The organism is Burkholderia sp. Bp9099, assembly GCF_003857805.1.
Classification (GTDB): domain Bacteria; phylum Pseudomonadota; class Gammaproteobacteria; order Burkholderiales; family Burkholderiaceae; genus Burkholderia.
Genome location: NZ_QTPU01000015.1, coordinates 177,078 through 187,723, shown reverse-complemented (window position 1 = coordinate 187,723; position 10,646 = coordinate 177,078). Strand labels below are relative to the sequence as shown.

The window sequence follows — 10,646 nt, the reverse complement described above, 5'->3', positions numbered from 1 at the left end:
TTTAAAGAGCATTTCTGCGAGGACCCGGAGGCTTTCTCAGCAGCGCTGCGTTTTCAGCAGCAGAGAAGCGAGATTATGAACCGTCTTTTTCAGTTCGTCAACAACTTTTTAACTGCTTCGTTGCGACGACTGGGGGTCAACTTCCTGCACCGCCGAGGCCGCTACGACCCGCCCGACAGCACCGCTTCCCTTCTTCCCCCGCGCTGCGTTTCCGTTAGCGCGAAAGAGGCGTGATTCTAAGCACCCGCCGGCAATCGCGCAAGGGGTTCGATGGATTTTTCTTTCATCCCCGCCGATTCGGCCTTCCGGCCATGCCGGAGCACGAGACCGCTTATGGCGCAAAGAACGGACTAGAATGTGAGGTTCTTCGCCTCTTTCTATACGTATTTAATATGCGCCAGCGAATCGCCAAACGCCTCCCCCCCGACGCCGACAAACTGGTCGGCCTGTCGCTTGCGCTCTTCGCCTCGGGCAGTCGCATCGAGGATCGCTTCTGGGAAGCGAAGCTCGATGCGCTGCTTGCCAAGATTGTTCGCAACGGCAACCAGACCACGCTCGACGCAGCACTCGACCATCTGCAGCAGAACCATCCCGACGCCTATGGCGCGCTCGCCGACATGGCCGAGACGCATAGCGAATCGATGGTGATCGAACACGACGGCCAGCCGTACGATGCGCTGCTGGTCGCCGTTCCCGTTCTCGCCTGGACGCGCTACATGATTCCGTCGGGCCCGCTGAAAGGCGACGTCGCCGACGCACTGCGCACGCACCTGCAGGCGCACGTGCTCGCCACCGGCACGCTCGTCGGGCTGGCCCCGTTCCTGTACAGCATCGACCAGTTGCCGCGTCACCACGTCGAGACCTATCGGCTCGCCCAGCAGCTCGCACACGCGGCGCTCGGCCAGCACGCAGCCAAGCTCAGCTTCGGCGACCTGCCCGAAACCTCACCGATCCTGGCCGACCCACGCTTCCTGCTCGCCGTCGTCGCCGCGCCGGCCGGCGCACCGCTGTTTCGCTGGCAGGAGGAAGAACACGGCAACCGGATCGAACGCGGCCAGTGTCTCGAGCAATGGACTGCCCAGGGCGGCCCGAACCTGTCGGCTGCCCTGCCCGGCTGCGAGTTCGAATGCCTGCTTCCGGACGCGTACTACTCGGCCTGCCGCGATGCGGACGAGCGCATCCGTCCGCACACGGTCCGAACGGCCATCCGTTATCTTTTCGACACACTTGGTGCGGCACCGCAAGAGCTGCGCGCGGTGGTCGCGGGCTTCGGCGAGCGCCGGATCGACGAGTATCGCGTCGGCTTCACGCGACGTGCCAGCAACGACGTGATCTATGGCGTCGTGTGGCCGCTGTACGGTCGCGAGAACGGCGACGTGTCGATCGACAGCGCGACGCTGGAAGGCGAAGCCCCGATCGAAGGGCCGCTCGAGGAGATCGTGAGTCTGTTGAAGGAATGCGGCGTAACCGACGTCCGCCGGCACGCAGGCCGCTTCGAGCCCGAGTACTGCGACGACTGCGGCGTGCCGCTCTATGCGGATCCGCTCGGCGAGATCGTCCACGCGGAAATGCCGGAAGACGCATCGCCCGCCCAGCCGCACTTTCACTGATCGTGCAAGGCAGGCCCGCTGAGCCTGCCCAACGAAGCCGCTCCCGGTTCCTGCCGGAGCGGCTTTTTTTTCGTCCGCATTTCCCTCACGCGAAATTTCAGACTTTTCCTAATCCTTTCAGCCAAGCAGACATCGTGTAAGGTTTTTGTCATTATCGGAGCCACCCCATGCCGACGGCAGCTCAATGACTCACCTTACGGAGGTTGAATATGCGGTTCCTGGTGCTTAACTCAGACGCCGAACGGCGTGACGGACTGAAAGCCCTGCTGCGGCAGATCGACCGTCACGCCCGCATCAACGATGCACCCGATGGTTTCCAGGCGCGCCGGCTGCTGCGCACCCAGCGTTTCGACCTCGTTGCCATCGACTGGCTGGACGTCGGGCGGCACAGCGAACTCCAGGCGCTCTGCAGCGCCTGCTCGCCGACGCCCGCCGCGGTGCTGATCGACGAATCCACGCCGGAGGCCATCCAGCGCTTCTACAACTACGGCGTCGCGGGCGTGATCCCGCACTCCACACGGCCGCACCTGATCGTGCGGGCGCTCGAAATGGTTCTGCTGGGCGGCCATTACATCCCGCCGATCGCGCTCAGCCTGCTGCCTTCCGCCGCCGCGGCGCGTCACGATGCCCATTTCCAGACGCTCGCCGGATCGCTGCCGCGCCGCCCGCCAAGCAGCCTCCTGTCGCCTAGACAGGCGCAGATCATGCGCTTCGTCCATATGGGCAGCACCAACAAGATGATCGCCCGCACGCTCGGCATCAGCGAAGGCACCGTGAAGATCCACCTCGCCAGCATCTTCCAGCAGCTGGGCGCGGCAAACCGCGCTGCCGCAGTCGCGATCTACAACGGCTGGCTGTCGCCCCATCTCGAGGTGCTGCTGGCGAACCGCGATCGTGCAAGCAAGCCCGTCATCGGCGAACGCGGCCCGGTCCCCCTGCGCAAGCAACGGAACGACCGTCCATACCCGCTGCCTGCCGCGGACACCAGCACTCGCGACCTGCCGCTCGCGGCCGAACCGCGGGCGCGGTTTCGGCGCGACCGCTGATCGGACAGTCTCGATATTGCGACGGTCGACATGTGCGGATTCCCACCTTTGATGCTCAACGAGTAATATGGACCCATGGGTTTTCTTTTCACACCGCTTCCGCTCTGGGTTGGCATCGGTGGCTGGATCGCCGCCGTGGCGCTGCTCGTGCTCGCGCTCTGGAATCGTCCCTTCGTCCGGCTGCAGGACGCAACGCTCCAGCACGTGTGGCTCGCGCTCGTCACTGCGATCACGGTGCTGTGGGCCTCGAATGCGTGGCTCGAAGATGGCATCGTCATGCACCTGCTCGGCGCGACGCTGCTCGTCACGCTGTTCGACTGGACGCTTGCGCTGATCGCGATGGGTGCCGTCACGGCCGTCGCCGCGATCGTCTTCGATGCGCCGTGGCAAGGCATCGGTCTCACCTATCTGATCTACGGCGCGCTACCGGTCGCCGTGTCCGCGTTGCTGCAACGCGCCGCGATCGCGTGGCTCCCGCACAACCTCGCATCGTTCATCATCGGCCAGGGGTTCCTGTCACCGGCCATCGCGATCGTCTCGGTCGCCGCGGCCGCGGCCGGTGTCCAGCTCGCGCTCGCGGACGGCGTGCCCGTCGTGATTCCCGCCGGCTATCTGCTGAACACCGCGCTGCTCGCGCTCGGCGAAGCGTGGTTCACCGGCATGGCCACCGCGCTCATCGCTGTCTATCGTCCGGCGTGGGTCACGACGTTCGACGTTCGGCGCTATCGCCTCGGCGGCCCGCGCGCCTGAACGCGCCGGCCCCGATGCGAGCGGTGCGCGCGGCGATCCGTTTGCGCAGCGCGGGAGAGTGCAACGCCTACTGCCGCACAACTTTTTTACGCTAAGATTGAACTCCTGATCTTCATCGGGCATCTATACGTGCCCGATGCCTCATTTGCTCCTCACCAATAACCAGATGGACAGCTCACCTGCCTCGCTCCGGATTTTCCGGGCGCTCGGCAAGCTGGCGGCCTGTGTCGCGGGCCTGTCGCTTGCGCTTCCGGCACCGGTATTCGCCGACCTCCTCGACCAGCGCTCCGAACTGATCAACAAATTCGTCAACGAGATGCACGCCGATCCGATCGTCGCCGATTGTGCGGCGCACGGCAGCTTCATCGCCAGCACGTCGTCGGCCTTCGATCGCGTCGACTTCGCGCCGAACGCGTTCGAAAACGGCAAGGCGACGATCACGCCGTGGAACGATTCGTTCGATCAGGGCAAGCAGCGCGTGAAGGTCGACAACATCGTTACCGTGGATGGCCTCGGCGTCCACAGCGACGGCAGCGACCCGACACCGCTGAAATTCCGCTGCGGCTACGTCGGTCAGCAAATGCTTGCGTTCAGCTGGAACGATCCCGTGCCGCCGCTGAAGCCGCGCGTCGAGCGTCCGTCGTCGTCGACGAAGAAGTTCAACGGCAAGTCACACCGCGGCAAGGTGAAGGCCAAGGCATCCGGCCGCACCGGCAAGAAAGCCGTCGCAACGAAAAAATCCAGCGGCCAGAAGAATGTCGTGAAGAAGAAAACCGCGAAGAAGTCCTGATACGGCGGAGCGGCAACGACAGAAGCCAAAAAGCCGGCACATCATGCGATGCGCCGGCTTTTTCATATCGACGACGATGCGCTTACGCGAACGTCTCGACGTGCACCAGGATTGCCGCCAGCATTGCAGCGCCAAGCGCCGCGCTCCGTTCGCCATTCCAGCCGACCCGCTCGTCGGGCAAGTTCGCGTTGTCCTTGAACGGCATCTCGAGCGTCAGCGACAGGCAGCCGAACTGATGGCCGATGTACTTCGACGCGAGCTTGAGCGCGTCTTCCTTGTACTTGCTCGCCGCATAGCCGTGCTCGGTCTGGAAATCCGGGCTTGCGACCTTGAACGCTTCGATGAACGCGGTCTGCTCCCTGCCCTGCTGCTCGGTAAAGCTCGGCAGCATCTCCGAACCCGCAACGAACACGTACGGCAGATCTTCGTCGCCGTGAATGTCGAAGAACATGTCGCAGCCGATCGCATGGATCGCATCGCGCACGGCCAGCACTTCGGGGCTGCGCTCGGCATCGGGCTCCATCCACTCGCGATTCAGGTTCGCACCCGCCGCGTTGGTGCGCAAGTTGCCGTGCACGCTGCCGTCCGGATTCATGTTCGGGACGATGTAGAACGTCGCGCGGTCGTACAGCTTGCGCGCCACCGGATCGCCCGCCCAGTCGCCCCATCCGGCCAGCCGCTTGACGAGCCCTTCGACGAACCACTCGGCCATCGTCTCGCCCGGGTGCTGGCGCGCGATGATCCATACCTTCTTCTTCGGTGCCCCGTCGACTTCCGGCGTACCGAGCGTCAGCAGCGACATCGGACGGCCTTCGACCGTGCGGCCGAGTTCGACGACGCTCGCCTGCGGCAATTGCTGAACCGCGCCGAGGAACGCCGCATGGCGCTCTTCCGAGTACGGCTCGAAATACGCGTAGTAGATGCTGTCGAACTCGGGCGCATGGTCGATGGTCATCGTCTTGCCGTCGAATGTCGTCGGCACGCGGAACCAGTCGACCCGGTCGTAGCTCGCGACTGCACTGTAGTTGCGCCATCCCGACGGATACGCGCATTCGGCTGCATTCTCGAACGACATCACGCACCGCTCGCCGCGCGCGCCCGTCAGGCGAAAGTAGAACCATTGCGCGAATTCCGAGCGGTTGTCGCCACGTATGCGCAGCCGGATCGCGTCCGGGCTATCGCACGACACGACGTCGACGGCGCCTGCGTCGAAATTGCTGGTGATCGAAAGGGTCATCTGTCTCTCCAATTGCGACCGGAGCGGGCGGTCTGCCACGTGTCCGGCCTCATGCATGCACCGGCCGTCTCGTGAACGGCCGGCTCGGTCACTCGCCGATTCGCCGGCGATATACGTAAGTCGAATCGTTCGACGCAGCGGCATCGAACGCGTAGTCTTCCACCGCGAAATCCTTCAGCGCGGCCGGCTCGGAGATGCGGTTCTCGACGATATAGCGCGCCATCAGGCCACGGGCGCGTTTCGCATGGAAGCTGATGATCTTGTAGCGGCCGCCCTTCCAGTCCTCGAACACCGGCGTGACGATCGGCGCGGCCAGCAGTTTCGGCTTGACCGACTTGAAGTACTCGGTCGACGCGCAGTTGACCAGCACACGTGCCGCGCCGCTGCGCGTCTCGAGCTGCTCGTTCAGTGCCCGCGTGATGCGGTCGCCCCAGAACGCATACAGATCCTTGCCGCGCGCGTTCGCGAAACGCGTGCCCATCTCGAGCCGGTACGGCTGCAGCAGGTCGAGCGGGCGCAGCAGCCCGTACAGGCCCGACAGCACGCGCACATGCTGCTGCGCATAGTCGAGATCGGCGGCCGACAGCGATTTGGCATCGAACCCTTCGTACACGTCGCCGTTGAACGCGAGCACCGCCTGCTTCGCATTGGCCGTCGTGAAGGTCGGCGACCAGTCCGCGTAGCGCTGGAAGTTCAGCCGCGCGAGCGGATCGGAGATGTCCATCAGCGTCGAGATATCCTGCGGCGACAGCTTGCGCAGGCCGTCGATCAGTTCCGACGCATCGTCGACGAATGCAGGCTTCGTGTAAGACGGGACGTGGGCGGGCGTATCGTAGTCGAGGGATTTGGCTGGGGAGAGAACGATTATCATAGAGGCTCGCTGGCACGCCGTGCCTTGCGGTCAGACGAAAACCACCGATTGTAACGAATGACCCGCTCCCTCGCCCCGCATGCCGCACATCGCGTCGTGCTCGACTCGAACGTCTGGATCGACATACTCGTATTCGACGACCCGGCCACCCGCCCGATCCGGGCTGCGCTCGAACGCGGCACGCTGGCCGCCGTGATCGACGGCCGCTGCCTGAACGAACTCGAGCTCGTGCTCGACTATCCGCAGTTCCAGGCGCGCGCGATCGACAAGGCCGAAGCGCTCGCGACCGTCGCCCGCCTGACGCGCCTCGTCGAGCCGCCGCCCGTCGACGCCGACGCGCCGCCGCTGCCGAAGTGCAAGGACCGCGACGATCAGAAGTTTCTCGAGCTCGCGCGCGCCGCGCAGGCCGACTGGCTCGTGTCGAAGGACCGTGCGCTGCTCAAGCTCGCGAAGCGCACCGCACGCGACTTCGGCTTCCGGATCGCGCAGCCCGCGCCATTTACCGAAGCCTGCGCGCTCGATGCCGCGTCGGCCCCCACCACCACGCCGGCCTGACGAGCCCGGCGCCACCCGCTTGCGACCGTATCGATGAACGCTCCTACCGACATGCCTACGACTCCCGTTTTCCCCTCGCGCCTGCCGAACGTCGGCACGACGATCTTCACGGTGATGAGCGCGCTCGCCGCCGAGAAAGGCGCCGTGAACCTCGGCCAGGGCTTCCCGGATTTCGACTGCGACCCGCGCATCGTCGACGCGGTCGCGGCCGCGATGCGCAACGGTCACAACCAGTATCCGCCGATGGCCGGCGTCGCGCCGTTGCGCGATGCGATCGCCGACAAGATCGCGCAGGTCTACGGCCGCCGCTACGATCCGGCCACCGAGATCACGGTCACGGCCGGCGCGACGCAGGCCCTGCTGACGGCGATCCTGTGCGCGGTGCATCCCGGCGACGAAGTGATCGTCGTCGAACCGACCTACGACAGCTATCTGCCTTCGATCGAACTGGCCGGCGGCAAACCCGTGTTCGTCACGCTGGAAGCGCCCGACTATGCGATCCCGTTCGATCGCCTGGCCGCCGCGATCACGCCGAAGACGCGGATGATCATGATCAACACGCCGCACAACCCGACCGGCACCGTGTGGCGCGAGGCCGACATGCGCAGGCTCGAGGAGATCGTGCGCGGCACCAACGTGCTGATCCTGTCGGACGAAGTGTACGAACACATGGTCTACGACGGCGCGCGGCACGAGAGCGTCGCGCGCTACCCGGACCTGGCCGCGCGCAGCTTCATCGTGTCGAGCTTCGGGAAGACCTACCACGTGACGGGCTGGAAGGTCGGCTACGTCGCGGCGCCTGCCGCGCTGACCGCGGAGTTCCGCAAGGTCCATCAGTTCAACGTGTTCACGGTGAACACGCCGATGCAGATCGGGCTCGCCGACTACCTGCGCGATCCGGCACCGTACCTGACGCTGGCCGGCTTCTACCAGAAGAAGCGCGACTTCTTCCGCGCCGGCCTCGAGCGCACGCGCTTCAAGCTGCTGCCGTGCACCGGCACGTACTTCCAGTGCGTCGACTATTCGGCGATCAGCGATCTGCCCGAAGCGGAATTCTCGAAGTGGCTCACATCGGAAATCGGCGTGGCGGCGATTCCGGTGTCGGCGTTCTACCACGAGCCGCACGAGTCGGGCGTCGTGCGCTTCTGCTTTGCAAAGCAGGAAGGCACGCTCGCATCCGCACTCGAACGGCTCGCGCGCCTGTAAGGCTTGCCTCGGCAGCCGGGCGCGGCACGACATCGCGCCCGCACCGCGCTTACGAACGCGCGGCGCTCGCCGCCTCGACGTAGGCCTTGCGATCGGCCGCCACGCGCTGCGCGGCCGGCCGCTCGCCGACCAGCTTAGCGTGCGCCTTCCAGTCGATGCCGGCGTCGAGCAGGAAATCGCGGCCGAAGACGGCCTTCGTCGCCATCCCGATCACCGGCAGGTGGATCGCTGCGGCAATGTCCGCAAGACTGAACGTGTCACCGAGCACGTACGGCGAGAACTGCGTCATCCGCTTGAACGCATCGATCGCGCGCGGCAGGCGCTTCTCGACGTGCGCCTTCATCCCGTCGCTGACCTTGCCGCCGAAAAACGCTTCCGTATAGACCTCGCGCGCGGTCCATTCGAGATACAGCTCGAGCGTCTCGACGAGTTCGCGCACCTTCGCGGCCGCGAACGGCCCGGCCGGGAAAATGGCCTTGTCGGGAAAACGCGCGGCCAGATACTCGATGATCACCTGCGACTCGAACAGCGCGCCCTCTTCCGTCTTCAGGAACGGAATCTTGCCGAGCGGCGAATCGGCAAGCAGTGCCGGATCGTTGATCGGCAGACCGCATGCCGATTCCTCGAACGGGATGCCATGCTCGAGCAGGACGAACTTCACCTTGTTGTAATAGTTGGACAACGGAATACCGCACAGCTGTAGCATCGGAGTCTCCTTCGTTGCTGAGGCGCGGCCGCAGTGATGCCGGCCGCATCGGGATGCGTCGCGCTGAAAAGCACGTTCGTGCTAGTCTAAAGCAGTTTCGCGTCCGTCAAGACAACGATACATCCGCTGCGGCATCACCCTCACGGGTAGGCGCGCAAGCCCGCGCAACATGCGGCGCCGCAACCCCGCCATTCGATGGAGACACACTCGCATGAGTGCTGAACTGCTGGCCTCGCGTCCGCCCGAAAGCGAATCGACGCTCGTCCTCACGCTGTCCAATCCCGGCGCGCGCAACGCGCTGCATCCCGACATGTATGCGGCCGGCGTCGAAGCGCTCGCCACCGCCGAGCGCGATCCCGCGATTCGCGCGGTCGTGCTCACGGGGGCCGATCGCTTCTTTTGCGCGGGTGGCAACCTGAACCGGCTGCTCGACAACCGCTCGAAGGATCCGTCCTACCAGGCCGACAGCATCGATCAGCTCGGCGCGTGGATCACGGCGCTGCGCGCAACGACGAAGCCCGTGATCGCGGCCGTCGAAGGCGCCGCGGCCGGCGCGGGCTTCTCGCTCGCGCTCGCGTGCGACCTGATCGTTGCCGCGCACGATGCGAAGTTCGTGATGTCGTACGCACGCGTCGGCCTCACGCCCGACGGCGGCGGCTCGTGGTTCCTCGCACGTGCGCTGCCGCGTGCGCTCGCCGCCGAAATCCTGTTCGAGGGCAAGCCTGTCGCGGCCGAACGCCTGCATGCGCTCGGCGTCGTCAACCGGCTCGCCGCGCCCGGTGCCGCGCTGTCCGACGCGCTCGCGTGGGCCGACTCGCTTGCCGGCATCTCGCCGAACGCGCTGACACGCATCAAGTCATTGCTCGACGATGCGACCGCGCAGCCGCTCGATGCGCACCTCGGCACCGAGCGCGATCACTTCGTCGCGTCACTGCATCACGCGGACGCGTTCGAAGGCATTACCGCATTTCTCGAGAAACGCCAGCCGCGCTACAAGCGCTGATCCGGCGCGCGGCCACCGCTCGAACGCCGGTTCCGCCGCCTCGGCGACACGCGCGCGCAGGCGCGTGGCCGCACGTTGCCGTCGCCTGCAGCCCGCATCGATCCATGCTCTAATGACCGCCTGTCGCGGCGCCCTGTCGGCGCCGTTTTCGCGCATGCAATAAAGGAGTTGACGATGATCGACGTCTACAGCTGGGCGACCCCGAACGGCCACAAGGTACACATCATGCTCGAGGAAACAGGCCTCGCGTATCGTGCGCATCCGGTCGATATCGGTGCGGGCGACCAGTTCGAGCCCGAATTCCTGAAGATCAGCCCGAACAACAAGATCCCCGCGATCGTCGACGCGGACGGCCCCGGCGGCAAGCCGATCTCGCTGTTCGAATCCGGCGCGATCCTCATTTACCTGGCGGAAAAGACCGGCAAGTTCCTGCCGACCGAGCCAGCCGCACGCTACGCGACGCTCGAATGGCTGATGTTCCAGATGGGCGGCGTCGGCCCGATGCTCGGCCAGGCGCATCACTTCCGGCTGTATGCGCCGGAGAAGATCGCGTACGCGGTCAATCGCTACACGAACGAAGCGAAGCGCCTGTACAACGTGATGGAAAAGCGCCTCGGCGAATCCGCCTATCTCGCGGGCGACACGTACACGATCGCGGACATTGCGACGTTCCCGTGGACGCGTTCGTGGCAAAACCAGGGCATCGTGCTCGACGAACTGCCGAACGTGAAGCGCTGGCATGAAGCCATTGCCGCGCGTGCCGCCGTGCAGCGCGGCGTCGAAGTACTCGCGTCGCTGCGCAAGCCGCTGCAGGACGACAAGGCACGCGAGATGCTGTTCGGCGCGACGCAATACGCGAAGCACTGAAGCAC

The 10,646-nt window shown here is 65.2% G+C and carries 12 protein-coding genes; 9 read left to right on the top strand and 3 right to left on the bottom strand.

All coding sequences use genetic code 11. The annotated features are described in order from the left end of the window. From DIE17_RS37485 to DIE17_RS19585, 5 genes are all read left to right on the top strand, one after another. A partial coding sequence (locus tag DIE17_RS37485; protein WP_185641000.1) for a hypothetical protein occupies nt 1–234 on the top strand: 234 nt, incomplete at its 5' end. A gap of 158 nt (nt 235–392) precedes the next feature. Then, a complete protein-coding gene (locus DIE17_RS19600) occupies nt 393–1,610 on the top strand; it encodes a DUF2863 family protein (RefSeq protein ID WP_044844642.1) in 1,218 nt (405 codons plus the stop codon). Nucleotides 1,611–1,819: 209 nt separating this feature from the next. Next, the gene (locus DIE17_RS19595) at nt 1,820–2,656 is read left to right on the top strand and encodes a response regulator transcription factor (protein ID WP_044844643.1); all 837 of its coding nucleotides are present in this window, start codon (nt 1,820–1,822) and stop codon (nt 2,654–2,656) included. 75 nt (nt 2,657–2,731) lie between these two features. Beyond that, on the top strand, nt 2,732–3,406 hold the full coding sequence (locus DIE17_RS19590) for an energy-coupling factor ABC transporter permease (protein WP_044844644.1): 675 nt from the start codon (nt 2,732–2,734) through the stop codon (nt 3,404–3,406). A gap of 136 nt (nt 3,407–3,542) precedes the next feature. Further along, nucleotides 3,543–4,196 (top strand): BspC domain-containing protein, encoded by a 654-nt coding sequence (locus tag DIE17_RS19585; protein WP_124522502.1) that lies wholly within the window; start codon nt 3,543–3,545, stop codon nt 4,194–4,196. 82 nt (nt 4,197–4,278) lie between these two features. Here the strand turns inward: DIE17_RS19585 and DIE17_RS19580 are convergent, their stop codons facing one another. After that, the gene (locus DIE17_RS19580; protein ID WP_124487242.1) at nt 4,279–5,433 is read right to left on the bottom strand and encodes a M14-type cytosolic carboxypeptidase; all 1,155 of its coding nucleotides are present in this window, start codon (nt 5,431–5,433) and stop codon (nt 4,279–4,281) included. Between the two features lie 88 nt (nt 5,434–5,521). Further along, the gene (yaaA, locus tag DIE17_RS19575; RefSeq protein WP_059703381.1) at nt 5,522–6,304 is read right to left on the bottom strand and encodes a peroxide stress protein YaaA; all 783 of its coding nucleotides are present in this window, start codon (nt 6,302–6,304) and stop codon (nt 5,522–5,524) included. A 57-nt stretch (nt 6,305–6,361) separates the two neighbouring features. Here yaaA and DIE17_RS19570 point away from each other — a divergent pair, with 57 nt between their 5' ends. Then, nucleotides 6,362–6,859: a putative toxin-antitoxin system toxin component, PIN family gene (locus DIE17_RS19570; protein ID WP_124487240.1), complete on the top strand. Its 498-nt coding sequence runs from the start codon at nt 6,362–6,364 to the stop codon at nt 6,857–6,859. A 33-nt stretch (nt 6,860–6,892) separates the two neighbouring features. Further along, entirely contained in the window at nt 6,893–8,065 is a 1,173-nt protein-coding gene (locus tag DIE17_RS19565; RefSeq protein WP_124487239.1) for a pyridoxal phosphate-dependent aminotransferase, read from the top strand. Between the two features lie 49 nt (nt 8,066–8,114). Here DIE17_RS19565 and DIE17_RS19560 read toward each other — a convergent pair whose 3' ends face one another. Further along, nucleotides 8,115–8,771, bottom strand: coding sequence for a glutathione S-transferase (locus DIE17_RS19560; protein WP_124487238.1), 657 nt, complete (start codon nt 8,769–8,771; stop codon nt 8,115–8,117). A gap of 211 nt (nt 8,772–8,982) precedes the next feature. On the opposite strand from DIE17_RS19560, the gene DIE17_RS19555 reads away from it, so the two are divergent. Together DIE17_RS19555 and DIE17_RS19550 are read left to right on the top strand one after the other, a co-directional pair. Further along, nucleotides 8,983–9,774 (top strand): oxepin-CoA hydrolase, alternative type, encoded by a 792-nt coding sequence (locus DIE17_RS19555; RefSeq protein WP_124522500.1) that lies wholly within the window; start codon nt 8,983–8,985, stop codon nt 9,772–9,774. A gap of 174 nt (nt 9,775–9,948) precedes the next feature. Then, on the top strand, nt 9,949–10,641 hold the full coding sequence (locus tag DIE17_RS19550) for a glutathione binding-like protein (protein ID WP_124522498.1): 693 nt from the start codon (nt 9,949–9,951) through the stop codon (nt 10,639–10,641). The last annotated feature ends 5 nt before the right edge of the window (nt 10,642–10,646 follow it).

Excerpts from the sequence above, each read along its gene's own strand:
- DIE17_RS19580 (WP_124487242.1), bottom strand. The coding sequence starts at position 5,433 with ATGACCCTTTCGATCACCAGCAATTTCGACGCAGGCGCCGTCGACGTC.
- DIE17_RS19550 (WP_124522498.1), top strand. The coding sequence starts at position 9,949 with ATGATCGACGTCTACAGCTGGGCGACCCCGAACGGCCACAAGGTACAC.
- DIE17_RS19600 (WP_044844642.1), top strand. The coding sequence starts at position 393 with ATGCGCCAGCGAATCGCCAAACGCCTCCCCCCCGACGCCGACAAACTG.
- yaaA (WP_059703381.1), bottom strand. The coding sequence starts at position 6,304 with ATGATAATCGTTCTCTCCCCAGCCAAATCCCTCGACTACGATACGCCC.
- DIE17_RS19585 (WP_124522502.1), top strand. The coding sequence starts at position 3,543 with ATGCCTCATTTGCTCCTCACCAATAACCAGATGGACAGCTCACCTGCC.
- DIE17_RS19570 (WP_124487240.1), top strand. The coding sequence starts at position 6,362 with ATGACCCGCTCCCTCGCCCCGCATGCCGCACATCGCGTCGTGCTCGAC.
- DIE17_RS19565 (WP_124487239.1), top strand. The coding sequence starts at position 6,893 with ATGAACGCTCCTACCGACATGCCTACGACTCCCGTTTTCCCCTCGCGC.
- DIE17_RS19590 (WP_044844644.1), top strand. The coding sequence starts at position 2,732 with ATGGGTTTTCTTTTCACACCGCTTCCGCTCTGGGTTGGCATCGGTGGC.
- DIE17_RS19555 (WP_124522500.1), top strand. The coding sequence starts at position 8,983 with ATGAGTGCTGAACTGCTGGCCTCGCGTCCGCCCGAAAGCGAATCGACG.
- DIE17_RS19595 (WP_044844643.1), top strand. The coding sequence starts at position 1,820 with ATGCGGTTCCTGGTGCTTAACTCAGACGCCGAACGGCGTGACGGACTG.
- DIE17_RS19560 (WP_124487238.1), bottom strand. The coding sequence starts at position 8,771 with ATGCTACAGCTGTGCGGTATTCCGTTGTCCAACTATTACAACAAGGTG.